A 24,815-nucleotide genomic window follows, 5' to 3' on the forward strand; every position below is an offset into this window, starting at 1 on the left:
TCACCATAAATACATGTTAATAAAATGATGAATATCTTTTTGTCATATTGCTTTACTTATAAGGATGTACTTACTTTTTCAATCCTTCATCTAACCACCATTTAAATTCACTTTCTTGTAATAGAGCATGAGCAGCATCCGGACCATACGAGCCAGACTCATATTCATGAAGAGGTAACAAGTTCTCTTCGAACGCTTCAAGAATTGGTTGCACCCATTCCCATGACAATTCAACTTCTCTCCAGTGTGCAAAGAATGTAGAATCTCCGCATATAGCATCATAGATAAGCCTTTCGTAAGCTTCAGGTATTCCCACTCCTGTTTGCTCACAAGTGAAATGAATACGGATCGGTTCAAGCTCTCCATTGTTCAATGGATTTTTACTATTTAATTGGAGTGAAACATTTTCATTTGGACTAATTTCAATGATTAACAAATTAGGCGCTGCATTTGGATTACTATCTTGATACTGCTGTTTTAATGTATTTTTAAACTCAATTACAATACGAGTAGACTTTTCTTTCATTCTTTTTCCTGTTCGTATGTAAAAAGGAACATCAGTCCAAAATGGGTTATCAATCCATAAGCGAGCCGCAACAAATGTATCTGTTTGAGAAGAAGGATTTACTCCTGGCTCCTCTCTATACGCTACAACTTGTTGTCCTTTTATCTCACCTGAATCATATTGTCCGCGAATGATATGGTTCTGAACATCTTCTTTTTTCACTTTACGAAGAGTCTCCATCACTTTTCGTTTTTCTTCACGAATTTCACATGCATTTATCTTTTCCGGCAGATTCATTGCAGTCATCATTAATATTTGCAGCATATGATTTTGAACCATATCGCGAATGGCTCCTGCATGATCATAATATCCTGCCCTTTCTTCTACCCCAACCGTTTCACTAGCTGTTATTTGTACATTCGCAATATGTTCTTTATTCCAAATCGATTGGAGAACAGGATTTGCAAATTCAAGTGCTTCAATATTTTGAATCATCGGTTTACCTAAATAATGATCAATACGGTATATTTCGTCTTCTTCAAACGTTCGACTAAGCTTATCATTCAGCTCTCGAGCAGATGGAAGATCATGACCAAACGGTTTCTCAATCATCAGGCGCTTCCATCCATCCGTTTTATCCAGTCCACTTTCTTTAATATTTAAAGCAATGGTCTCAAAGAAGTCAGGAGTAACTGAAAGGTAAAACATTCTATTCCCTTGTATATTTTGTTCTTCTTCCCTTTCAAGAACTACTTGTAATAACCTTTTATAGTCTTCTGGCTTATTCACATCTAACGGACAATAACGAAAATACTCTAAAAAAGCTTCTATGTTCGGAGTACCTTCTTCCTTGCGACGCGAAAAAGTTTCTATGGATTCTTTTACTCTCTTTTGAAAATCTAAATGAGATACTTCACGTCTTCCAAGCCCAATAACGGATATTTGCTTTGGAAGCTTTTGATCTCTATATAAGTTATATAGCGCGGGGTAAATTTTTCTTTTAGCTAAATCCCCTGTTGCTCCAAATAAAACAAAGGTCATTGATTCCAATTTCAGTCCCCCTCGTGATGTATAGTCATTGTCACTATAGTAAAAATGCATTGTACAGAAGCTACTATTATTAGTGATTCACACTTGCTTCTTAACTTCTAATTTTTTATATTTGTCGCTTTCTAATTGTCCCCAATATTAATAGTGGCAATTCAAAGCATTTTTACCACATACTACTCACCCTTAACTTATATAAAATAACTTAATTATTAAAAGTAATTAAGTTATTTTATGTCTATCATATTAACTACATAGTTTATTATCGTCAAGAAAAGTGTCTCGAATTAAAGGTTTTCCGTCCGTAATATTTTTTGCGTGCTTGTCTATTTATTAGAAACAGGTTCATAACATGAATAATAAAAAGGCAAGACCGAACATATTCTTGTTCGGTCTTGCCTTTTTATTATTGTTTCAAATGATTTTTAACTGCCCTTATAACTAATTCATGATCTTCTTCTGGTGGTAATCCTGAAACTGTTATCATCCCAATAACCCCTACATCTTTTATTTGGACAGGAACGCAGCCACCAAACGCAGCATAATCCGACCTATCTAACAGATACTTTTCATTATATGGAACGCCCGTTATTTCACTTTGTATTTGCATATAATACGAGCTATGATTATGCAAAGAAACAACTCGTTTTTTACGCTCAATCCATTGCGTATTTTCCGCAGTTGTCCCTGTCATCTTGAAATGAAATAGTTGCACACCATTTTTCGCTATATCAACAGCGATTAATTTCCCTTCCTTTTTCGCCGTTTCAACGATAAATAAACCTATTTGCAGTGCATCTTCATTTGTAAAAGAGGAAAATTGAAGTGTTTCCTCCTCTATTAAAATTTGTTTACTGATTTCATTCAAATTTGAAGCGCTCATATGTTTATCCCCCTTACTCACTTTATGTCACATTGATATTGTTGAATTTCTGTGACTCTATCGTACGCCCTTTCCATATAACTAATACCGCAAAGCGTACTCTTTTCTTCTTGGTACTATTATGAATTATATTTAACGCATTAAAAATGTATGTCCTCTAGTGCTAAACATTTCGTATAGAAGTTTTCTTCCTGCTACTACTTACAAGCATAAAAAAACCAGTTACTTAAGCAACTGGTTCGCTAACAATTTCATATGGGATATTCATTCAACCAAAGGAATGCTTGTTCATAATCATCGAAAAATTTTACTGATTCTTTTGTATTAGATTGTTGTAAATAATTCAGTATCTCTCCTTCTTCAAGAAGAAAAGCAATTGCCTTACTGTGTTTCAAAATCGTTTCATTGAAAAACTTCTCTTTCCATGCTTTTTGAACAGAAAAATGATCTGGTATGTATCCTTTTCTATCGACCAACAATTTGTATTTCCGCCCCTCGGAAATGAATTGGTGACAAACTTGTTCGAAACCATTAAACCATTCATACACATCATCTGTTTTAATCTTGCCAATTAGACGGGTAACAACTATATCTCCCGAAACTGTCGTGCTAATATTCAGTTTACTCAAATTAGAATCATCTCCCTTAGTTACAATTTTATCTTATAAAATCAATAAGATAAAATTGTAACGTAATAAAGCAACCTTATGTACGAGAAGAGTCTTAGTAAAAGATGATCTTTACTCACTAATTTAAAAAGGGACAGACTCTCCAAACGGAGAAGCCTGTCCCAAAATCGTTCTATTTTATATTAGAACTAACAATCGTGAATTAGAATAATGATTTAATACTTGCTAAAACAGTAAGTACACCTACAATAATAACAAATACGTTACTCATTTTCCCTTTGTATTTAGCTAGTACTGGTACTTTTTGAATCGCATACATCGGTAGTAGACATAAAATAGCAGCAACTAATGGACCACTTAGAGAATCAATAAGTCCAAGAATACTTGGATTTGTATAAGCAACAAACCAGCATGATAATACAACAAAAGTAAGGACGATTGTCTTAATTGTTTTTTCTTCAATTACTTTTCCACGTGATTTACCGAACTTAATAATCATGTCACGCATTACTTCAAATGCTCCGATATAATGACCAAGGAAAGATTTTGTAATAGCCACAAAAGCAATGATTGGAGCTGCAATCGTGATTACAGGTGAATTAAGTTCATTTGCAAGATATGAAAGAATTGATAAGTTTTGCTCTTTTGCCATTTTTAAATCCTCTGGAGTCAAGCTTAGTGCACTACTCCAAACGAAGAACATAACTACAACGAATGTCATGATATAACAAACTTTTTGTATTTGCGCACATTTAGCATCAGTAGCTTCTATTCCATACGTAGCTCTCTGTTTCACAACAAATGATGAAATCATAGGTGAATGATTAAATGAGAATACGATGATTGGTAGAATCATTAATATTGTTCCTAAATATCCTGTTCCTGTTGAAGCAGTAGAAACAGCTGAGAAGCTAAGCATTGACGTATTCCACTGCGGTATTAAAGATATCGCGATAAACAGTAGAGAAGCTATGAAAGGATACACTAGCATGCTCATGATCTTTACAGTAATATCTTGACCAAAATTCAATATAGCGATAAGACCAAGAACTAATACAAGTGATAAAATAGCCCTTGGAGGTTCTGGCATGTGCAATTGATGCACGATAAAACTACTTGCAGTATTTGTAAGCGCAACCGAATACATTAGTACGATTGTATAAATTGAACCGAAATATACGATGTTAAAAATGATACTCGCTTTATTTCCGAAATACTCTCTAATCGTACCTGTGATCCCCTCATCAGCAGAATTAGAAGCGTAAATCATTTTAGCAAGTGCCCTATGTGAGTAGTACATAACTGGATATGCAAGCAATGTAATTAGTAGTAAAGATAATAAACCACCTGAACCTGCATTAATCGGTAAAAAGAGCACCCCTGCTCCAATTGCAGTTCCAAATAGGCTCAATGCCCATGTAGTATCCTGCTTATGCCACTTTTTCGGATCTGCATATTGCTCATTTTTTAGTGCGGTATTTTCAGCTTGAACTTCTATTTTCTTTGCAGTATTCCCGTTCATATAATAACTCCCCCTTGTATCTATTCCTACTTCTCTCTTTATAGCTAACAAATATTTACCTTTTTGGATAATGAATTCCTTACAAGTTGCCCCACATTGTATGTTCTTCATCATAATGAATCCAAATTGAAACATTCGCTAGTTAGCGTCCTAACATAAATGTTAGCGTTCACAAAAAAGTTTACTCGTAATATCCGCCCTTTATATAAAGACCGCTTAAGAGAACAATATTGAATAGACTTCATAAATACGTTGCAACATTTCTAATAACAGTGTATTACTTTAATGGTTTCTCTAAATTACTTGTAACAGTAATTTCAGTTAAACCGGCCTCTCTTCATTTATGAGGCATTTCTTTCTCAATTCTATACATCACTTTAATAGCTTCGGCAGCATTTATGGTATTGATTACACAAGCCACTGAAGCACCTTACATACACTTCGCCTCTAACCACACACCCTTCTTACTAATAATCGCATTTTTTATATTTTCTCCAGAGATAATAAAATTTCTCTCGACGCACTCATTATAACGTGTATATTTATAAAATTAATATTTTTATATTTTCAGAAATATTAATTGGATATAATTTTACATGGATAATATTTTACAGTTAGCACGCAACCCTTGTCCCTATCACTTATAACGGAATTAATTAGCATAAAATACAGTAAAATATTGTTTATTTAAGCTACTCATTTTTAAAAATTTTATATTTTTCTTTATCGAAAAATTTTATTTCAAATTAAAATAGATATCCTAATAAACAATTAATGTGGTGAAAAAGAAATATCTTTTTAAATGCATAAACCAAATTTTAGGATATATATTATGAACGGTGCATTCATATACATTTTTAAACTTGATGCTAATGAGAGAACCGCTCACATTTTGCTACACGAAAAAATAAAATAAGCTGCCCATATGGACAGCTTATTTACATCATTATCATTATTAGGAGTCGGCAAACAAATCACTTCAATGTCATCTTAATTTTAGTTTTTCAACACTTCTTCAGGAATATTTCTATGTTTGTATTGAATGGGTTTTATTTCATTTCCTTTTATACGAAAAGTAATTGTGTCCTCTCCATAAGGCGGATTGTGTGCCCCTTCAAAAGTTTGAATTTGCACAGTTACATAGAAAATATAATAATGTAATCTTTAAAACCCTTCATTAACTAGCTCTCTTATCGATTTTAATTTTGCTGAGAGCTCAATAAACCATTCTTCATCCCCTGTTAATAATGCAAGGTCTATAAGATAAAGGATTTGCTCCTTATTTATTACCTTTGATTCAGGGAGTTTGTTAACATGTTTACTAAAAAGTAAAATCGCTTCATTTTTTGTGTACTTGTCGTCACGTTTCACAATACTAACTGTAACTACATCTTCTACTTCATCAAGTGATACAATGTAACCAACTATGAATTCACCCTCATTTGATATTCCACGAACCCAATCTCCCACTTTTAAAACATGATTATTATTTGACACCATACTTTTTCACCTTCTTATAAAGATTTTTTGTAACGATAAAAAGATATATAAACTAACTTATACTGTAATATTTTACATTACAGTTTCCCCAAAGAACTCACAGCTACATAATAATTAAGCCGCTTAACGTTCTTGATTAATAAGGTCAACAACTTCTTTCATTGTATAATTCTTTAAATATTCACCTAGATGTTCTTCCGCACCTAAGAAAATAGCAAACAGAACTTTCCGCATGTTCGAACCTACAATACACTGATCATTTGATTCTGGACACTTCGGCTGCAATGCACCTTCAGAGGTTATTTGATACATATTCCAAAGATTAATTTCACTTAAATCACGGGCAAAAATAAAACCTCCACCAGTTCCCTCTTTTGATTGTATAAACTTATGTTTTTTTAACAAACTTAGCACTTTACGAATGCGTACTGGATGAACACCTGCACTTTCGGAAATAGCATTACTTGTTGACATCCGATCTGGCTGTAAAGCTAAATAAGTTAAACTGTGTATGGCCAAGGTAAAGTCGCTGTTCATTGTTGTCCTCCTACGATAAAAAATATGATTTCTCGCTTAGTAACTTACTGTAGCCATAAATATTACAGATAGGTTAGTCAAACGTTAAAATATATAAGAAGCATGCTTAGCATGAAAAAATAAATCTCTTTATATTCTATCAGAACTCCCCTATATCTCCTAACTTCATATAGCTTTTTAATTTGCAAATAAATTTAAACAGTCCACTGTCTCTTAACTTGTTCTTCTGCCAATTGTTTAATTTGTGTCCAAATCGTATCTTTACTCACAATAACATTTGTGTGATAGTTTCTATCTTTATAATTAACTGTAACACATACTTCAATCACTTCTGTCTCCTCCTTTCAAAATATTACTTATTAATTAGCCATTTTTTGCAATTCAATATTCAAAAATGTTCGAACGCTACGCGGTAAAAATTTGCGAATTTCGTCCTCATTAAAACCAACCTGTAATCTTTTTTCATCCAGCATAATTGGACGACGTAACATTTGAGGATACTCAATTATTAATTGATAAAACTCATTAAGCGAAAGCGCCTCAATATTTATATTTAATTCCTGAAAAGTTTTAGATCTAGTTGAAATAATTTCAGTAGCACCATCTTCAGTTAAACGAAGAATGGATTTCAGTTCATCGACTGTAAGCGAATTTGATACGATATTTTTTTCGGTATAATCAATTTGATGTTCTTCAAGCCACGCTTTTGCTTTTCGGCATGAACTACAGCTTGCTGTCGTATATAAAATCACCATATTTTACACACACTCCTTTACTTTTAAAATCATTATATAGATTATTGAAATGTATTAAAAAAAATTACAGTTTAGGATGAAATACACGTTAGATTATTTATCCCGCATTAACGGGCAATAAGACCCCCACCTCAAAATTCAGGGGAAGCAAAGAAGTTAGTTTGGGGATCAACTGCCCGTAAAAGCCCGATTGGTGAGGGCTGATAATCAGTGGGGGATGAACAAAACCCCCACTGATTAAAGTTTCACTTTATTCGAGAATATTTAATTTATCTGTTTTTTACAAACGATGGCAACTCACTTCTAAAAACTATACTGTAATTTTAAACTTTACAGTTCAATTAATCAACTGTTAAGTCTTGGATGCATTCCATTAGCACAACAAATCATTTTCTTTTGTACGAATGTCTCATAGTATTACGGCTAACCACTTCTTTAAAGTACATTTTATCCCGCTATTTGCGTGCACCGCCTCAAAATTTGGCAAGAGCAAAGAAGCAAAGCGCGCACACTTTGCTTTTTACAAAATCCCTTTTAACTTTTTACCAATTAACTCCGCTACATATTCATAACCTTGTCGGCCAAAATGTAAACCGTCTTTTTCATCATCTTCTACAAATCTTTTATAATGAGGCTCTTGAATCATTTCAGCATATAAATTTAGAAAATAACTTCCTGTTTCCTTCGCCACTTCCTCTACTACGTCTGCATACTGACCAAGTACTTTATTGTTTCTATTGTGCTGGCGTTCTTCATCAACTGGCGCCGGACTAATAAGTAATACTTTTTCTGGTGAAGTCATACTTACAATCTTCTCTAAATTGTCTTTGTATACTTGTAATGGTACTGGATCAAATAACACCGAATCATTCGTACCAAGAAAAACTGTTACAAAGTCTGGTTTATAGGATAGTACATCATCTTCAACCCTATGTAACGCATCGAACGTAGTATCACCCGGAACCCCCGCATTTACTACCTTCCAATTTGGAAGCATCTCCTGCAAACGCGGTGTTAATCTCGGCGTTCCATCAAAAAACATTTCATCAGCTGTAATACTATCACCGAAGCATACTAACGTTTTCATAGAGCTAATTCTCCTTTTACGTACGAAATAACTTCCCTTCTACCGCCTTAATATATCTTTCAGCGGAACGTTCCACTGCCTCATTTGCATTCTCTTTCACTACTCCGTGAAAAGCATTATATAAACGATTAAACTGTAATGGCTTCACTCGATTCGCCATTTCCTCCACTTTTCTCGCTGGCAATGGAATTAAGTTTGGATAGCTGTACATGAAACTCACCCACTGCTGATCCGCTACGACTTGAATAATATCACCTGTTAACAAAATACCTTTCCCATCATTTCCTTCTTCCCAATGTAATACAGAACCGCCGCTAAAATGTCCTCCGAGACGATGAATAGTAATTCCGTCCGCTAATTGTAAAGACCCCCCAGACCAGTAAATAATACGACTACTCGGGCGTACTACCCACTCTTTATCATCTTCATGTATATAAATTGGTACGTCAAACGTTTCTGCCCATTCTACTTGTGTCGAATAATAATGAGGATGAGATAGTGCAATCGCATCTAACCCGCCCCACTCTTTTATCTTCTCAATTGTCGTTTCATCTAAATACGTAATACAATCCCATAATAAACGATAGGAATCCGTCTTTACGACAAATGCCGTTTGACCGATTGCAAATTTCGGTTTTGTCGTAATGCTATAAAGTCCATGCTCTTCTTCTATCATTTCATTTTTATATGTGTCACTCGTTCGCAAGTTTTCTAAATTCGTCCAAGACTGCCCTTTCGGATTTACATATTGTCTCTCCTCATCACAAATAACACAACTCACCGGTTCTTCCACACTCGCTGCATATTGTACGCCGCACGTTGTACAAATGAAATTTTTCATAATAATTCCCCCTATCCCTATATTTTTATTAAGCTGATTTTTGCTGATAATGATCTAGTTTTTTATTTTCAATCAATAAACCTATTAAAGTCAGTAAATAGACCACTGTAACTGACAATGGAATGACAGTAAATCCAGCGTCTGCAAAAAGAATCCCGCAAACTGACGTTACGAATACAGTCCCTACTGACAATAAACCATAACTTTTACTTTCATAAATCCATACGTACGGTACAAAATGAACCCCTATTAACATCGCTACTACAAAAGGTAACCACTCTGGAAATTGAAAATAGGCAAGTAATACAAACGGAATATTTAATACATTTATCCCGCCAATTAATCCAGCTAAAGTCCCTAGCGGATTTCCTTTCGCAAACATATCTATTTTTAATAAAGCCGCTATCATTAGGCCACAAGGAAACACACAGCCCATACCAATTAAATACACCCAAACAACTTGCTTTTCTGAAAGAAGAACACCAGTTACACTCGCTACAATCCAAAATAAAATACCAGCTATTATAACTGGAAATCCTCTTTTCGTTCTTTGTGCTAAATCTCTTTTTGCTTCTGCTATGTTCATTTCACTACCTCCCCCAAACTATTTGTACTGTAAAGCCGGCTCAATTTCGTCCATCCAATAACGCCAAGCTATTAAGTAATCTTCTAAATCTTTCGGGTGATGTCTTACACATATATCTATACGCAAATATAATCCTATGACTATTTCCTCGTACAAATCTCGTTCTTGTTTATGAAATACACATTGTTTCATCGCATAATTAATCGTTTCTTTCGTTAACTCTTCCGGAGTTGAACAGAACGCATAAATTAAGTCATATAAAGGATCTCCAAGGACTGGTAACGGATCAATTACTCCATGTAACTTATTCTGCCGGAATATAAAATTATGAAATCCGCAATCACCATGTAATAAGAATGGCTGATTTACTCCGGCATCCCTATTTGCTAGTTTAAGAACTTTTCTATACTCTTCCTCACTTGTGTAACGTTTTACATTTTCATAAGCTGTCTTCACGTTTCCCGTTAAAAATTCATTCCAAGATTGAACCGGATTTTCTTTCCATCCCCAGCCACCTGCCTCTGGAACAATTTTATACTTATTGATCACTTCTTTTACAAGTGTACGAAGCGTACTTCGTTTATATCCTTGTTCGCACGACGTACTGCCTTCAAGGAAAGAATACACGAAATATGTATGGAAAGGTTCCTTATACAAAAGCTTTGACAATAAAGTATTCCCCTCATAAAACGAAAGAAAATGAGATTCTTCACGTATTACTTCCGCTTCATTCAGCTTTACTACATATTTTTCATCCAACAAATATACAGTACTTGTCGTTCCTCCGTTCAACACTTTCACGCTATTTGGATAATGTAAAATAACTTTCTCCTTAACGAGTTGTGCAGCAATTATTGAAATATCCATTCCCTCACCCTTTAATTCCGAAGATTCCCTCAATTAAAAAGACAACTTTACTATTATTTGACAAACAAATAGGAAACCCTTCCAAAATCTTAATATAACAAAAATTCATTTACTTTTATATTTCAAAAATAAGGAAATAATAAAAACAACGCTATATACATATAGGAGGTCAATATGAAACCAGAATTTTTAAAAGCTGTACATGATGCCATTGGAAATGTCGAGCACATTCATATAGAAGAAAGCGGTGCGGACAGCTTACTTATTCACCATGATGATGCACAGCAGTTACAACAAGTCGCTAAAACGTTAGAAAATAACAATTTCCGCTCTGCTTTAAGAACAACTGGAGATGCTTCGTATATTGAAGTGTTGAACAGATAAAGGGAAGCCTTGGCAAAATGCCGGGCTTTTTTTAACTTTCTTTAAAAATTTTATAATAAAGCTCTATCTCCGTTTTCATCGAACAATTATTTCTCCAAAATATCCTCTGCATCTTTTCATTTGAAGTATGTGTGCTTCCGATATAATAAGTAGCGCCCATTTCTTTTAACATATGTAAAGATTGAAGATGCAGTTGAGAAGAGATTCCTTTCCCTCGATAATGAGGCATTACCCCAAAGTAAAATAATCGTCCTTCACTTTCTGTTCCATGCTCTATATGCGGTATGGACAAACCAATTGGCTCATTTTCATCATAAAAAACAATACATGACTTCTCCCAGCCTTTACCTAACTCTGTTTGCACTGAATAAAAATGCTCATCAATAGTTAAATTGGAAGTTTGATTTCCTGAATTCAACATACACTGCTCCCAAATGCGTTTAAATTCTTTTTCTGATAATCTTTCTTCTATTGAACGGTATGTAAATTGTTTTTCAAGTGCATCTACATTGTCTAACTCTCTACACACTTCTATCTTTGCTGCATGTAAAGAAAAATCCGCATCAAGTAACACTCTCGCACTTGAGTTATAACTACTAAACCTCTTATTTAATACAATACTCGCTCTTTTTAACTCCCAGTTAAAACAAATTTCTTCAAATCTACTTATCTTTTCTTTATAAGTTTGTACGTTATAAAAGGCATCTTCTTCTATCTCTTCAATCGTTACTGCATTTGGTAAACCATTTAATACTTTATTCATAGGACCAAATAAACTTTGAACAACTGTAAGATCGTACTTTACCACTTTAATTCTCCTATCCCCGGCTCAATAAACTTCCCTGAAACATCCTCATTTGAATCTATTACCCAATCATATATATTTTGCGCTCCTTCAGCCGGAGTCATATTCGCATCAAAAGCACCAATGTCAGTCTTTAATTTTCCAGGGTGAATGGCAGTTACACGAATTCCTTTATCTTCAAATTCTTGTTGCAGACAAAGCGTTAACATATTTTGTGCAGCTTTAGCAATTCGATAGGAATAGGAAAACTGACCTTGCGAAAACTCTTTGTTCGCCATTTTATGTAATGAACCTAATCGAGAGGACACATTTATTATTCTCGGATGATCCGATTTCTCTAAAGCTACATATGTACCTTTTACAGCTCGAATTACACCTAAACAATGAATATTAAATACATCCGTTAACTCTTCTGAATTCGTATGTAAAACTTCAGTCTCCTTTCCAGTAATGCCAGCGTTATTTATAACTAGATCCAAATACCCTGTATATTCCGCAAGCTGGTTCTTAATTTGCTCCGTACTCTCATCAAGTGATAAGTCTGCCAATATAGGAAAACATCTACAACTAAACATTTGCTTCAATTGTGTTACCGCAACCTCAGTTCTAACTAACGGATAAACAATATGCCCATTTTCATGAAATACTTTTACCAACTGTAATCCTAATCCACGATTTCCACCTGTAATAAACACTCTCATATATTCATCTCCTTATTTTTAAAATAAATAAGAAAATCCATCCACTTACCATTCTCTAAAGAAAATGCCTCTCTCTTGCATTCAAAAGAAAAACCTGCTCTTTCCGCGAGACGGACGGATGGCTCATTATCAACATGTATATGTAATTCAATTCTATGAAAACGAAGGTTATTAAAAAATAACGATAACGCAGCTTTCACACTTTCAATACCATATCCATTTTTCCAGTATTGATTATGTATGGAATACCCCATCATCGCCCATTGATAGTCCATACGTAAAATTTTTATCAGCTCTAGCTTTCCAATATTAGCCCCGTCTTCTTTACGAAAAATACCTAATACATACATCTCATCTCGATGTGCTGCTTCATCAAAACCTCTTATCCATTCCGTAAACCATTCTTTCGTTGATGATGCCATAACTTGATAGCCATCGTCATATTTATACTGCGATGGTAACCTCTTATGAAATCCATCGAACCAACTTTCATAATCATCATTTTGGAACGGACGAATCATAAGTCTCTCTGTCTCTATTTGTAATAGCGGCAGCTTCATTTATATCTCTTCCTTTAATTATTGATTGAATATTCTTTATTATCTTACATGAAATACAAAATCTAGTAAATTATTATGTTTTTGATAAACAGAGCTCTGTTAAACTACAATGTCGATTTTTGAGACATACAAAAAGGAAACCCCGTTCTGAAGGGTTTCCTTTTGCCATTACACTACCAATGTTATCTATGATTTAAAACGGTATATTCTGTCTTTAATATCCCATAAACATCAACATCTTCATATGTATTTAATAAAAGTCTATTCTGTCTCAATGTGCCTTCTTTACGCAAACCCGACTTTTCTAACACCTTAATCGATGATCTGTTTCTGGAAATAGCAGATGCCCAAATTTTGTTTAGACCTAATTCAATAAAGCCAAAATGAATCATTCTATTTACAGCCTCGGTTGCAAAACCTTTCCCCCAATAATTCTTACCAATCCAATAACCAAGCTCACCTCTATTGTTACCTTTGTCAATTCTTAATGTAATTGTACCTACAATTTCTCTTGATTCTTTAGAAATGATTCCTAAAGGATATTCGATTCCTTGACTTATAAGTTCTGGTTGCATATCAACCCAATCTTGCGCGAACTCCAATTTATATGGGTGTGGAAGCCCAAGAATATTGGCTAATTCCTTGTCATTAGCTAATTCTTTAATTCTACATACATCATCATTGGTAAAAGGTTCTATACATAAATGCTCAGATTCTAATTTTATAGCCACATTTTCTCCCCCTTGTACTGAAATGAATTAACTTCCTTTATTTTCAATATTACACTAAAAATAAACAAAAAGTTTCAAATATTAACAATATCCACTAACAGAATCATAAACAAAAAATCCAGTTATGGTTTGTACATAACTGGATTCCTCATCATCTAATCACTTATTATTTTACAAGTACGTCTTCCCTTAATTCCCTCTTCAGCACTTTCCCTAAAGCATTTTTCGGTAATTCTTCCATAAATACAACTTCGGGTATTTTATAGCTTGCTAGTTTTTCTTTACAGTGCTGCATAATGTCTTCTTCCGTTAAAGACGTTTGCATATCTTTTACAATGTACGCTGTCGGAATCTCTCCCCAAAAGTCATCTGGAACTCCAATTACTGCAACTTCTAAAACACCATGTAGTTCATGAATGACATCTTCTACTTGATCTGGATATACGTTATCACCACCGCGTATGATAACGTCTTTATATCTTCCCATAATATGCAGGAATCCGTCATCATCTATCATGCCAGCATCGCCCATGTTAAACCAATTATCTTTTACTACCTTCTTTGTCGCCTTTTCATTATTCCAATACCCTTTAAACATGTATGGACTTCTTACATGAATTTCTCCGACTTCATTTGTTGTTAGTTCATCACCTGTTTCTGGATGAACAATTTTTAACTCTACATGTTTCAGTGTTTTTCCTACAGAAGACATCTTTTCTTTTCCCATCATTGGATGCCATGAAGTTACAACCCAACCTTCTGTACTCCCATAGCCTTGCACCATATATATTCCTTTTTCCATATATTTTTGAATAAGTGTTTCTGGCACTTTTGTACCACCGCTTTGTGCTACTTTAAAAGTTGAAATGTTACGTTCTTTTTTATTTAGCTCATCAAGCATGTAGCTATAAACAGCTGGGAACGCAAGCATCGTTGTAATATTCTCTTCTTCAATTTTATCCCAAATAAGAGTAGGATTCGAATCAGCTAAGAAGATCATCGTAACGCCATGATAAATACAATTTAAAATAGAAAGCACGCCACTCATATGGAACAATGGATGCACGGATAAAAAGCGTTCACCTGCAGGAAATTCTCTTTGGCCCGCAATTTCAATAAAATAATGATGTAAGTTTTTATGTCCAATTACACATGCTTTCGCCTGTCCAGTCGTTCCTGAAGTAAATAAGTAAATTGCATCATCATCTTCATGAACCTCTACGTTCGGTTCTGTCATTGGCTGTTCTTGTAATGTTAATTCAAATGAACCAAAGCCTTCTTCTGTCGTTTTCATTACATAAGGAATTTCTTTAACAGCATCAATCTTTAATAACACTTCACTAAATTCTTCATCAATAACTAACACTTTTAATTTCGCTTCTTTTACAATCGTTTCTAGTTCATAAACAGTAAGCTGATGATTTAGCGGAATACATACCGCTCCAATTTTTAAACTTGCCATCATAACGCTTGGAAACGGGTGATTATTTTTGCATAGTATTCCTATACGATCCCCTCTTTGCACACCATTATGTAACAAATAATGTGCCAGCTGATTTACTCGTTCATTATACTGCTGAAACGAATACCTTTTCTCTCCGCCTACAAGCGCTTCCAAATTTGGTGATTGCATTGCTCTTTTTTGTAATAATTTTTGCATCGTTCTCAAGTAAAACTCCCCTTTATATATGTTAGATTTTTTATTTTATCAGATTAACTATTAATTTACTAAAGATTACACTTAGTGAATATAAAATCAATAAAAATAGCCATCTACTTAACAAGTAAATGGCTATTTCCTCTTATATATTAGAATACTCCTTATTCATCACATATCGTACATACTCAGGTGCACTTTTATCAATCTCTTCATCACTTAATTTATATTCGGCACCATATAAATAAAATGAAGGTATAAATTTCATATCTGTATATAAGCACGTAGCTTGAAATGGTTTCGTTAACTCATCCATCGTGATTCCGCTATTTTCATAGTCTTTTTCTAATCCACCTATAGAAATAGCTACCCCAAACTCTTTCCCCTTCACTTTATCCCCTTTTGATCCGTAAGCAAATCCATATGTTAATACATCGTCAAACCATTTTTTCAATAATGGTGGTGAGCTGTACCAGTAGAGTGGAAATTGAAATATATATCGGTCGTGTTCTACTAACAGCTTTTGTTCCTCTTCCACATTAAACTCCCAATTCGGTGCCACTTTATACAATTCATGCACCGTAATTTCATCCGAATATTTCTCAAGTTCTTCAATCCATCTTTTATTAATTTTTGATTTTTCAATATCAGGATGTGCTACAATTACAAGTGTTTTCATCATCTTCCATCCCCTTTATAAATTAATCAATCCTTTACGTATTAGTATGAATGAGTCACATATAATTGAAAAGTACGTACTTTAAAGTGCTATAGGAACCTTAAAGTACCTGTGGAGGTGTTATATGAATCAAAATGAAGACTGCCCAATTGCAACGACACTCGATGTAATTGGTGGAAAATGGAAAGTTCATATTTTATGTGTTTTGATGGATGGAAAAATGCGGACAAATGAAATCCGGCGAGAAATCCCAAACATTACGCAAAAAGTTCTTACACAACAACTTCGGCAACTTGAAGCTGATGGCATTATCTATCGTACTGTATATCAAGAAGTACCACCAAAGGTTGAATACACAATAAGTGAATACGGGAAATCTTTAATGCAAATTATGGATGAACTATGTGAATGGGGAAAAGATCATCAAATGAAAAGATTACATGACTAACAGAACATTACCGTCTTTATTAAATCTTCTACATTCATATTAGTAGTTCAATATTTCTACTGAAATGTTATATTAGTGGGACTCCAACAACTCTTAATTTAGAACCCCAAATCTTTCAGAAGTAAAAAACAATAACATTGATCTATAAATATTCTTTATAACAAAAGTATCCTATACTTTTTACCTTATATTTAACTCGGACACTTTTTATTAATTGAACCGCATCCTAGTTGTTAGACATATAATCAACAATTTGAGATGTGGTTTTATTATGCCTAGAAAAATACAGGTTATCTCATAGTCATAGTAAAACATCGTCACTGCATTTGACACTATATATATTGATCACCGCTAATCTTTTAAAATATCCCCTTATGAATGTATCCTTTTGCGAATTATAGCAATAACAAATATAAATTACCTGTATAATAATCTGAAGTGGAATATGCACAAATATCGGGACTTTCTTCAATCCTAGTTCTACATGCTCCATATAATTAACAGCAATCATAAGTGATAGATGGACTATAATTGTTTCCTGTTTTCAGAATTCACTTCATATAAAGGAACATCTTTAATACTAATTATTTTAATAGCACTCTTTTCTTAACTGTCGCTCTAGTAACTGGTCGATGGGGTTTCTTTTTTGGGAGCTTAATGGCTAGTTTTATTAGTCGGATAACAGCTCTCATCAACTTTAATAATCATGACTGCAGACAAAATACTTTGCAAAGAGTTTCTGTACAAGGTGTTTTTTCACATAGACTTACCAAATAGCATTTTTATAAAAAACTTCTCACATTTAAATTGGACAAGCATATTTTATTATATGGGGACTCCCTACTCATAGAAAACTACCTTTCTATTCTAAGAGCACGCATATTTGTGTGCTCTTAAATTATTTACAATAAAATAAAGAGTTTATTAATTTTCTTAATTCACTATCGGAAAAGTACCCATAATAATATCTTTATATTTATCTATTATTTTTTGATTTTTATAAAACTATATTATTTTGGAGTTGGTTAATACGTTACAAAAAGCTGATCGTGTAATCATTATGGTCCCTCCATTTTCACAAGTGTTTGTTACATTTTACTCATCATCAGGAGAACTTCTTTCATCACAAGTCTTATCTAATACCTCTCCATATCCTGTATCAATGTATGCACTTAATGAAATGGAAAGCGAATTATTTGAAGTCGAGTTAAAACCACTACTACTTCATTAAAACTACGAATAGCAGAAAGACCTTTACAACTCCCACATAGAACTACAGTAGTAGCATTTTTACCCCAAATAGCACAAGCAGAAGAATCTGCAGCAGTAGCCATTACATATCAATGCTATCCAATGGCTACTGCTGCAGACACGCTATACAGCTTTAACTACACACTTACTATGTAGACTTCTCCTAGGAACTTCATTTTAGTTTCCAAGGAAACTAAAATGAAGTATAATTATATATGTACAATAGATAGCATTTATAAATCTATTTACATTTTTACATTAGCTCTTAAACAATTAAATAAATGGAGGGTATGATATGGACAATTATTATGATGTAGCGATAGTTGGTGGTGGTCCAGTTGGACTTATGGCAGCATGTGAATTAGCTATCCAAGGCGTAAAAGTTGTTGTTTTAGAGAGAAGATTAGACCGGGTACGAAATTCTAGAGCACTCACACTACACCCCCGCTCCTTAGAATTGATGGCTATGAGAGGTATTGCAGATCGATTTTTAGCTAGAGGCAAGAAATTAAATACGAGTCATTTTGCTGCCTTAGATACAAGATTAAACTTTAAAAATTTAAATACTGATTTTCCGTATACACTTTTTATTCCCCAATCTATTACAGAAGAAATATTAGAAGAACGTGCATTAGAATTAGGTGTAGTCATTAAACGCGGGCATACTCTGAAAGACTTAAAACAATATGAAACATTCGTACAACTAGAAATAGAACAAAGAGAAACAATATCTATAATAGAAGTTCCATATGTAATAGGAGCTGATGGAGCAAGAAGTAAAGTTCGTGAATTATCAAATATACCGTTTAATGGAACAAACACAACAACTACTGCTATATTAGGTGATGTTATTTTAGAAGATATACCAGATACTCCATTTTTATCTACTTCTAATATAAATGGGATATTAATGATGGTACCTATTACACCTGATGTATTTCGTTTTGCAATTGTTGATTCTAAGAATCAGACAATACCCGTTCATGTTGCTGTTACAGAAAAAGAGTTTATAGATAGTATTTATAGTATTACAGGTGAACATCTTCCAATTAAGAGCACAATATGGCTTTCTCGTTTTGGCAATGCAACCAAACTAGCAAATACTTATCAACATAAGCGTGTATTCTTAGCAGGGGATGCAGCACATATTCATTTCCCTGCTGGAGGACAAGGTTTGAATGTAGGTCTACAAGATGCTTTTAATATAGGCTGGAAATTAGGACTCGCAATAAAACAAAAAAAATATGAAAGCCTATTAGAAAGTTATCATATTGAAAGACATGCTGTGGGAAAACAATTTTTCAAGGAAGTACAAGCACAAGAACAATTAATGATAAACTTTTCAAACGCAGGAATGGAATTAAGGGATTTATTTTCGCACCTACTTACATACCCCGAGATAAATCACGATTTATCTGAAAGAGTAAGTGGCTTAGGGATAATGTATTCGTCGATGCACGATACAGAAGGGCATCCATTAATAGGAAAAAGATGTACAAATCTCACTATTTCTTCTCTAAATAAGAAAAGTTATAAACTCTTTGAATTAATGAAAGATGGTAACTTTATTTTATTAATTCACCCTTCTTATATAGATAAGATAAATAAAATGAATATTGATTCGCACATAAAGGTAGTTGTAGGAGAAATACAAGATTCCGAGTTAAAAAATATAGATACCATTTTGATTCGACCAGATGGTCACATAGCCGACATTGAGTATACCAAGATAGATAACTGGGAATATTCCTGAAAAACGATTATCAATTGTATTAGTGATACAAGATAAATTCACTTTTATAAAACGAAAAGAATCCTATTTATTTAGGATTCTTTTCGTTTTACCCATCTCACTATTTATAAAAACATGTCTACAAGGGAAAAATACTAAACTTACAGTTAACTATAAAATTCCACTCCAATGAACTATAGAAAACTTCCACCTACATACTCTCATGCTCAAAAACATTTGTCTCTATTTCATATAAAGTATGATAAGCATCCATAAAGATAAAGCACAAAGGATAGCAAGCACTATACGAGTAGATAGCACTCTTACTTCAAAATCGGTTTTCTTGGATGGTTCAGGATATGCAATTACATAAATCCCTTTTAATAGTGCGAGCCATGCAATAAGTGTAATGAGTCCCTGCCAATTAAGTGTCCAAACATTATGTAGGATAACTGTACCTAACCCGAGGAAAATTGATAGAAAGCCATACATAATTCCAAATCCTCTGTCTTCTACCACTAACTTTTTCAGTTCACGTAGTATAGATGGTCGCATAAAAAGTATTCCTGAGATGATAACCGTTATCCATCCCCAAAAAAATCCTAAAAAAAGGCTTACCTCCATTGTTACTTCACTCCTTTCAATTACATTTATATTTCAGTTCTTTTCCCTTTAGTATTAGATCTATAGATAAAAAACTAAAAATGTAGCTTTGGAGTAAAGTCGTACTCTTTATAAAACATTTCATGTGTACATAAATGATCCTTCACCTTACTAATTTTTAATAAAATAATATTAAATTTAACAAGGTAAAAATCATACAATATTATTAAATAAAATAATCTAATTAAGAAGTATAACAAATTAATAACCAGTCTACATACAACTTATGTTAGTAAGAAAATCACATACACTTATACATATTACTTTCGTATAAAATCTTAAAAATTGTAGTCATAGAATTACTTTAGCATCATCTTCTTAATGTCTAGACAATCAGTATTTAAACTAAACATGCTAATATTGATTTTGTGCGACTGTCAGTTACTTCATAATAAATTTCTAATCCTTTCCGAGTACCTGTAACCATTTTAGTGGCTTTTAGTTTAGATAAATGTTGACTAATTGTACTTTGAGGCATTTGTAATGTTTCATACATTGTTGTTACATTAGTAGGGCCTTTTGTTAGCATTATTTCTACTAAAGATAAACGGACAGGATGTGCCAATACTTTTAACACTTCAGTGATTTCTACGTACATTTCTTTATTCATTTTCATATTTCTTACTCCCCTTTTATGTAAACATTATTGATATCCATATATATAATTCGAAAGGATATAAGATTTTGTGTCCGTCATTTAAAAAAAAATAAAAAAACTTTAGTCCAAAAACTAAAGTCAACTTACTAAAACTAATGAAAAAGAGAGCAGGTCAACTGCCCTCTTATGATGCCTCCTTATGTTCCGCGGAATGCTTAACACTCCCCATTCTCTTTAATTTATTCCATCCTACCGCTACTCCTCGAATAGATGAGAATATAGATTTAATGACAACATAAGTCATAAATTGACGATAAATAAAGCGTTGTAAAATTAACCACACTAACGGTTTAGGGTCCTCTTTCTCTAATTTAAATGCAAACAGAGATGCAAAAAGGTCTAATAAAAAGAATACAAGATAAAACCCTAACACTTTTAGCGGATTGCTACCAAACAGCCCCATAATCATTAAAATATCTGCAAAAGGAGCAATGAATTGCAGAACATATTGGAATAACCACATGTTAGGCAATGCAATAAATCCTAACGTTTTATGTTTTGTATGAAACACTGCTTTTCGATGTTTCCAAAGACATTGGAGTGTACCATATGACCAACGATATCGCTGTTTAATGAGACTTTTCACATCTTCAGGTGATTCCGTAAAAGCATAGGCCTTTTCTTCATATACAATTTTATATCCTTGACGTAAAAATGTAATAGTAAGATCCGTATCTTCTGCTAACGTATCCTCACTTAAATATCCAGATTCAACTACATTTTTTTTACGCCATGCTCCAATAGCTCCTGGAACTACTGTAATACAATTTAACTCATCAAAAGCTCTACGTTCTAAATTAAACCCGGTAATATACTCAACATGTTGCCAAGTAGTTAACAAGTTTCGTCTATTTCCCACTTTGACATTACCTGAAACTGCCGCTACATTCTGATTTTCAAAGTGTCTAATCATGAGAGAAATAGCGTCTTGCGCAATAATAGTATCCGCATCTAAAGTGACAATAATCTCTCCTCGAGATTGTTGAAACCCTAGGTTCATTGCCGATGATTTCCCGCCGTTTTCTTTCTGAATGAAACGAACTTTAGGGTGTTTATAAAATGTTTCTTGCATTACTTTTGACGTACCATCTGTCGATCCGTCATCCACAACAATAACTTCAAATTCTCCATACTTACTATCCAAAATTGAGCGAATTGTCTTAGCTATCACCTTTTCTTCATTATATGCTGCTATGACAACACTAACAAAAGGTTGGTAGGACGAATTAATAGAGCGAGATAACGTTTTTCTTTTTTGCTTCCATGCAAAATAAATTAAGAATAAGAATCGAAAAATCCCTAATCCAATAGCAATATAAAAAATAGTTGTTAATATATGTTTAAAGTATCCCGCCCCTGAAAAGACAGCTTTATTGTAAAGTAAATATTGCTCACCCTCAGAAGAAACTGGGGGCATAATTTCATCTCGTTCTTTATTCATTAAATCTGAAATTGTTACAAAACTATATCCATGCTTTTTAAGCTCTTTAATAATGATCGGCAATGCCTCTACCGTATGGGTACGATTCCCTCCCGCATCATGGAGAAGAATAATATTTCCCTCTCCCTTATAAACGGGATTAAGAGCACGCTTTACTAATTCATTAGTTGATGGTGTTGCCCAGTCCTCAGGATCCACTTTTTCTGCTACCATTGTATAGTTCATATTTTGTGCCCGTAAAATAGGCAATATTTCATTTGAGGAATCCGGGTTAGCATCCGCTTCGTATGGTGGCCTAAACAAAACTGTAGAATGCCCAGTTATTTCCTGGATCAGACGTTGCGTCGTATTAAGTTCTACTTTTGTTCGTAGTAAAGACGTATCAGCTACGTTAGGATGCTTGAAAGTATGATTGCCAATTTCATGCCCTTCATCGTATATTCTTTTTACAATACTAGGATTTAGTTGCGCGTTTTCACCAAGGACAAAAAAAGCAGCTTTTATTTTATTCTCTTTTAATATATCTAAAATTTCCGGCGTATATTTCGGGTCTGGTCCATCATCAAATGTTAATACTACTTGTTTCCCTTTGGGTTTTCCATATCGTTGCACTTCGTATGCAGATGGTAAAGATTGATATACTTCATCTGTAAGATAACCATCTTTGCCTACTTTAAAATCTCTCAATCCATTTTGCTTTTCATTCTCAATCTGTAAAATTTCACCTTGTCCAGCATAATTCACTTCATCTAAACTAGTGATTTTATGTAATACATCAGGATTTTTTTGTGCCTCAATCGGATTTTTTAAAACTTTCCATATTGTAGGATCTTCTGCTCCTAATCTCCATAACGCAAACCCCTTTGCATTGTTGTCCATTGCGATTTTCACTTGATTATAGAGAGTAACACTGTCTAAGAACCAAGCAGTATGTTCTTTCTCTCCTGTTTTATATCTAAAATAAGGATTTCCACTCATGTTATCCCATTGAATTTTCATATTGGAATCATTCGCCATTGTCATAACTTCTGAAAAAGTTAAAGACTTCGCAGGTTTTTTACTATTTACTTCCCAATCATATCCGTAGTTACCGAAAGCAACTATAAGTTTATTAGACGGAATATTCAGTTCATTCAATGTATGTTGGAACCACTTATTTGAAGCAATTGGTCCTGGTTCCCCCGCTCCATAGTGCTCATCGTACATCATTACAATCATACGATCTATTATTTTTGCTAATGCACCATAATCAAAAGCCTTATCATTAGCTGGAACATCTTGTGTAACGAGCAAATCATGTTTATGAAAGACCGTAGTAAGTTCTTTCATAAAATTTGTTAAGTTTTCTCTATCACTTTCAGGTACGGCCTCAAAGTCAATATTAATACCTGAAAACTGATTCTTTTCAACTTGTTTTACTAAATCATTAATAAATTTCGTCTTCACATCATTCGGCGAATTCAATAACTTATGAATAAGCTCACTATCAGGTCCAGAAGCTTTTTCTGTATAGTTAGTAAGTAACGGCATAATTTTCACAAGATTTTTTTGCGCTAGTTTTACAATCTCTGGTTTTATCTCACTTCTAATCGTTAAATCTTCTTTTAAATGATACCATTCTGGTACTAACGTGGTTAATGAATCAATATTTTCTTTTAAAGACGCTGTACTATTTTCATCCCAATTTACATAAAAACCATACACTTCTTTAGGTTGTTTACTATCGTTCGTCGGATTTACCAAATTTTTATTATCCTTCATTTCGGTACTTGGTTTGACTTCTTCCTTCTTTAACTGCTCGTCACTAAGCTTTTGATTAATTGGTACAAGTTTCGTATCTTGTTTTACAGTAGGATTCATATTTGGAATTTCTGGTGTTGTAAAAATACTTTGAAAGAAAAAATAAAATACAATACTTACGCTAACTATTGAGATACATAGAAACGAGATAAAAGCTATGTTTCTCCTTCCTTTCGGATCATAAAAAATAGGTTTTGATTTATCTTTCTCTTGTTGAATGTTTTTCTCCATTATATTCCTCACATACTCCTTCTTAATAGAACTATAGAATAATAAAGTGCAACTTTAAGCAGCCCAACTCCCACCTAACTTCTTTGCCCCAGCCAAATTTTGAGATGGGAGTTTTACTGCCCGCAATAGCGAGATAACTCCTTTTCGCTTTAAAATGAATCTCCCACTTCCATATTTCTATTAATTCTTCTTTTCATTCCCTTACTGGTGCCCTCTATTCTCTTGTTGAGACCCCCTACCATTGTTCCCTTGCCCGTTTCCAACATTCTCTTTCTGGGATCCTCTTCCGTTGTTACCTTGCTCATTCCCATTATT

The 24,815-nt window shown here is 33.7% G+C and carries 24 protein-coding genes and 1 pseudogene; 3 read left to right on the forward strand and 22 right to left on the reverse strand.

Annotated elements, in window-relative coordinates; genetic code table 11:
* Positions 1-70: 70 nt before the first annotated feature.
* The 13 genes and pseudogenes from zwf to FS742_RS17440 all read right to left on the reverse strand — a co-directional run bounded on the left by zwf (position 71) and on the right by FS742_RS17440 (position 10,759).
* Positions 71-1,555 carry a glucose-6-phosphate dehydrogenase gene (zwf, locus tag FS742_RS17380; RefSeq protein ID WP_144613947.1) on the reverse strand — a complete coding sequence of 495 codons (1,485 nt, stop codon included), beginning with the start codon at positions 1,553-1,555 and terminating at the stop codon, positions 71-73.
* 403 nt (positions 1,556-1,958) lie between these two features.
* Positions 1,959-2,435: a heme-degrading domain-containing protein gene (locus tag FS742_RS17385; RefSeq protein ID WP_144613949.1), complete on the reverse strand. Its 477-nt coding sequence runs from the start codon at positions 2,433-2,435 to the stop codon at positions 1,959-1,961.
* Positions 2,436-2,686: 251 nt separating this feature from the next.
* On the reverse strand, positions 2,687-3,091 hold the full coding sequence (locus FS742_RS17390; RefSeq protein ID WP_144613951.1) for an STAS/SEC14 domain-containing protein: 405 nt from the start codon (positions 3,089-3,091) through the stop codon (positions 2,687-2,689).
* A gap of 175 nt (positions 3,092-3,266) precedes the next feature.
* Positions 3,267-4,586 carry an aromatic amino acid transport family protein gene (locus FS742_RS17395; protein WP_144613953.1) on the reverse strand — a complete coding sequence of 440 codons (1,320 nt, stop codon included), beginning with the start codon at positions 4,584-4,586 and terminating at the stop codon, positions 3,267-3,269.
* A 996-nt stretch (positions 4,587-5,582) separates the two neighbouring features.
* Positions 5,583-5,735 (reverse strand): annotated as a pseudogene (locus FS742_RS17400) (DUF3888 domain-containing protein); the annotation flags it as partial.
* A 15-nt stretch (positions 5,736-5,750) separates the two neighbouring features.
* Positions 5,751-6,086 (reverse strand): IDEAL domain-containing protein, encoded by a 336-nt coding sequence (locus FS742_RS17405; protein ID WP_144613955.1) that lies wholly within the window; start codon positions 6,084-6,086, stop codon positions 5,751-5,753.
* A 123-nt stretch (positions 6,087-6,209) separates the two neighbouring features.
* Complete coding sequence (gene saiR / locus FS742_RS17410) at positions 6,210-6,623, reverse strand: Rrf2-family transcriptional regulator SaiR (protein ID WP_001083471.1); 414 nt, start codon at positions 6,621-6,623, stop codon at positions 6,210-6,212.
* A 194-nt stretch (positions 6,624-6,817) separates the two neighbouring features.
* Positions 6,818-6,952 carry a BA3454 family stress response protein gene (locus tag FS742_RS17415; RefSeq protein WP_144613957.1) on the reverse strand — a complete coding sequence of 45 codons (135 nt, stop codon included), beginning with the start codon at positions 6,950-6,952 and terminating at the stop codon, positions 6,818-6,820.
* Positions 6,953-6,982: 30 nt separating this feature from the next.
* On the reverse strand, positions 6,983-7,378 hold the full coding sequence (gene spxA / locus FS742_RS17420; RefSeq protein ID WP_144613959.1) for a transcriptional regulator SpxA: 396 nt from the start codon (positions 7,376-7,378) through the stop codon (positions 6,983-6,985).
* Between the two features lie 520 nt (positions 7,379-7,898).
* Positions 7,899-8,465: an SGNH/GDSL hydrolase family protein gene (locus FS742_RS17425; RefSeq protein ID WP_144613961.1), complete on the reverse strand. Its 567-nt coding sequence runs from the start codon at positions 8,463-8,465 to the stop codon at positions 7,899-7,901.
* Positions 8,466-8,481: 16 nt separating this feature from the next.
* Complete coding sequence (locus tag FS742_RS17430; RefSeq protein WP_144613963.1) at positions 8,482-9,306, reverse strand: MBL fold metallo-hydrolase; 825 nt, start codon at positions 9,304-9,306, stop codon at positions 8,482-8,484.
* 28 nt (positions 9,307-9,334) lie between these two features.
* Positions 9,335-9,892, reverse strand: coding sequence for a DUF7010 family protein (locus tag FS742_RS17435; protein WP_144613965.1), 558 nt, complete (start codon positions 9,890-9,892; stop codon positions 9,335-9,337).
* 18 nt (positions 9,893-9,910) lie between these two features.
* Positions 9,911-10,759 (reverse strand): phosphotransferase, encoded by an 849-nt coding sequence (locus FS742_RS17440; protein WP_144613967.1) that lies wholly within the window; start codon positions 10,757-10,759, stop codon positions 9,911-9,913.
* A 174-nt stretch (positions 10,760-10,933) separates the two neighbouring features.
* On the opposite strand from FS742_RS17440, the gene FS742_RS17445 reads away from it, so the two are divergent.
* On the forward strand, positions 10,934-11,143 hold the full coding sequence (locus FS742_RS17445; RefSeq protein WP_000801653.1) for a hypothetical protein: 210 nt from the start codon (positions 10,934-10,936) through the stop codon (positions 11,141-11,143).
* Positions 11,144-11,174: 31 nt separating this feature from the next.
* Here the strand turns inward: FS742_RS17445 and FS742_RS17450 are convergent, their stop codons facing one another.
* From FS742_RS17450 to FS742_RS17475, 6 genes are all read right to left on the reverse strand, one after another.
* Positions 11,175-11,906, reverse strand: coding sequence for a GNAT family N-acetyltransferase (locus FS742_RS17450; RefSeq protein WP_144614691.1), 732 nt, complete (start codon positions 11,904-11,906; stop codon positions 11,175-11,177).
* A gap of 38 nt (positions 11,907-11,944) precedes the next feature.
* Positions 11,945-12,649, reverse strand: a complete 705-nt coding sequence (locus FS742_RS17455; RefSeq protein WP_144613969.1) for an SDR family NAD(P)-dependent oxidoreductase — start codon at positions 12,647-12,649, stop codon at positions 11,945-11,947.
* Complete coding sequence (locus FS742_RS17460; protein WP_144613971.1) at positions 12,646-13,209, reverse strand: GNAT family N-acetyltransferase; 564 nt, start codon at positions 13,207-13,209, stop codon at positions 12,646-12,648. Before FS742_RS17460 ends, FS742_RS17455 begins: the two co-directional genes overlap by 4 nt.
* A gap of 182 nt (positions 13,210-13,391) precedes the next feature.
* Complete coding sequence (locus tag FS742_RS17465; protein WP_144613973.1) at positions 13,392-13,940, reverse strand: GNAT family N-acetyltransferase; 549 nt, start codon at positions 13,938-13,940, stop codon at positions 13,392-13,394.
* Between the two features lie 166 nt (positions 13,941-14,106).
* The gene (locus FS742_RS17470; RefSeq protein WP_144613975.1) at positions 14,107-15,609 is read right to left on the reverse strand and encodes a class I adenylate-forming enzyme family protein; all 1,503 of its coding nucleotides are present in this window, start codon (positions 15,607-15,609) and stop codon (positions 14,107-14,109) included.
* Between the two features lie 133 nt (positions 15,610-15,742).
* Positions 15,743-16,276: an NAD(P)H-dependent oxidoreductase gene (locus FS742_RS17475; protein WP_141539405.1), complete on the reverse strand. Its 534-nt coding sequence runs from the start codon at positions 16,274-16,276 to the stop codon at positions 15,743-15,745.
* A 124-nt stretch (positions 16,277-16,400) separates the two neighbouring features.
* On the opposite strand from FS742_RS17475, the gene FS742_RS17480 reads away from it, so the two are divergent.
* Positions 16,401-16,724, forward strand: a complete 324-nt coding sequence (locus FS742_RS17480; RefSeq protein WP_144613977.1) for a winged helix-turn-helix transcriptional regulator — start codon at positions 16,401-16,403, stop codon at positions 16,722-16,724.
* 1,546 nt (positions 16,725-18,270) lie between these two features.
* A complete protein-coding gene (locus FS742_RS17490; protein ID WP_144613979.1) occupies positions 18,271-19,728 on the forward strand; it encodes an FAD-dependent oxidoreductase in 1,458 nt (485 codons plus the stop codon).
* Positions 19,729-19,950: 222 nt separating this feature from the next.
* Here the strand turns inward: FS742_RS17490 and FS742_RS17495 are convergent, their stop codons facing one another.
* The 3 genes from FS742_RS17495 to FS742_RS17505 all read right to left on the reverse strand — a co-directional run bounded on the left by FS742_RS17495 (position 19,951) and on the right by FS742_RS17505 (position 24,500).
* Entirely contained in the window at positions 19,951-20,331 is a 381-nt protein-coding gene (locus tag FS742_RS17495; RefSeq protein WP_144613981.1) for a hypothetical protein, read from the reverse strand.
* Between the two features lie 379 nt (positions 20,332-20,710).
* Positions 20,711-20,986, reverse strand: a complete 276-nt coding sequence (locus FS742_RS17500; protein ID WP_144613983.1) for an ArsR/SmtB family transcription factor — start codon at positions 20,984-20,986, stop codon at positions 20,711-20,713.
* A 166-nt stretch (positions 20,987-21,152) separates the two neighbouring features.
* Positions 21,153-24,500: a trifunctional glycoside hydrolase family 18/polysaccharide deacetylase/glycosyltransferase family 2 protein gene (locus FS742_RS17505; RefSeq protein WP_144613985.1), complete on the reverse strand. Its 3,348-nt coding sequence runs from the start codon at positions 24,498-24,500 to the stop codon at positions 21,153-21,155.
* Positions 24,501-24,815 lie beyond the last annotated feature (315 nt).

The organism is Bacillus cereus (assembly GCF_007678085.1).
Taxonomy (GTDB): Bacteria; Bacillota; Bacilli; order Bacillales; family Bacillaceae_G; genus Bacillus_A; species Bacillus_A cereus_BE.

Bases quoted from the DNA above. Each gene is read 5' to 3' on its own strand.
- FS742_RS17385 (WP_144613949.1), bottom strand. From the start codon at position 2,435: ATGAGCGCTTCAAATTTGAATGAAATCAGTAAACAAATTTTAATAGAG.
- FS742_RS17395 (WP_144613953.1), bottom strand. From the start codon at position 4,586: ATGAACGGGAATACTGCAAAGAAAATAGAAGTTCAAGCTGAAAATACC.
- FS742_RS17405 (WP_144613955.1), bottom strand. From the start codon at position 6,086: ATGGTGTCAAATAATAATCATGTTTTAAAAGTGGGAGATTGGGTTCGT.
- saiR (WP_001083471.1), bottom strand. From the start codon at position 6,623: ATGAACAGCGACTTTACCTTGGCCATACACAGTTTAACTTATTTAGCT.
- spxA (WP_144613959.1), bottom strand. From the start codon at position 7,378: ATGGTGATTTTATATACGACAGCAAGCTGTAGTTCATGCCGAAAAGCA.
- FS742_RS17425 (WP_144613961.1), bottom strand. From the start codon at position 8,465: ATGAAAACGTTAGTATGCTTCGGTGATAGTATTACAGCTGATGAAATG.
- FS742_RS17430 (WP_144613963.1), bottom strand. From the start codon at position 9,306: ATGAAAAATTTCATTTGTACAACGTGCGGCGTACAATATGCAGCGAGT.
- FS742_RS17435 (WP_144613965.1), bottom strand. From the start codon at position 9,892: ATGAACATAGCAGAAGCAAAAAGAGATTTAGCACAAAGAACGAAAAGA.
- FS742_RS17440 (WP_144613967.1), bottom strand. From the start codon at position 10,759: ATGGATATTTCAATAATTGCTGCACAACTCGTTAAGGAGAAAGTTATT.
- FS742_RS17445 (WP_000801653.1), top strand. From the start codon at position 10,934: ATGAAACCAGAATTTTTAAAAGCTGTACATGATGCCATTGGAAATGTC.
- FS742_RS17450 (WP_144614691.1), bottom strand. From the start codon at position 11,906: ATGAATAAAGTATTAAATGGTTTACCAAATGCAGTAACGATTGAAGAG.
- FS742_RS17455 (WP_144613969.1), bottom strand. From the start codon at position 12,649: ATGAGAGTGTTTATTACAGGTGGAAATCGTGGATTAGGATTACAGTTG.
- FS742_RS17460 (WP_144613971.1), bottom strand. From the start codon at position 13,209: ATGAAGCTGCCGCTATTACAAATAGAGACAGAGAGACTTATGATTCGT.
- FS742_RS17475 (WP_141539405.1), bottom strand. From the start codon at position 16,276: ATGAAAACACTTGTAATTGTAGCACATCCTGATATTGAAAAATCAAAA.
- FS742_RS17480 (WP_144613977.1), top strand. From the start codon at position 16,401: ATGAATCAAAATGAAGACTGCCCAATTGCAACGACACTCGATGTAATT.
- FS742_RS17490 (WP_144613979.1), top strand. From the start codon at position 18,271: ATGGACAATTATTATGATGTAGCGATAGTTGGTGGTGGTCCAGTTGGA.
- FS742_RS17495 (WP_144613981.1), bottom strand. From the start codon at position 20,331: ATGGAGGTAAGCCTTTTTTTAGGATTTTTTTGGGGATGGATAACGGTT.
- FS742_RS17500 (WP_144613983.1), bottom strand. From the start codon at position 20,986: ATGAAAATGAATAAAGAAATGTACGTAGAAATCACTGAAGTGTTAAAA.
- FS742_RS17505 (WP_144613985.1), bottom strand. From the start codon at position 24,500: ATGGAGAAAAACATTCAACAAGAGAAAGATAAATCAAAACCTATTTTT.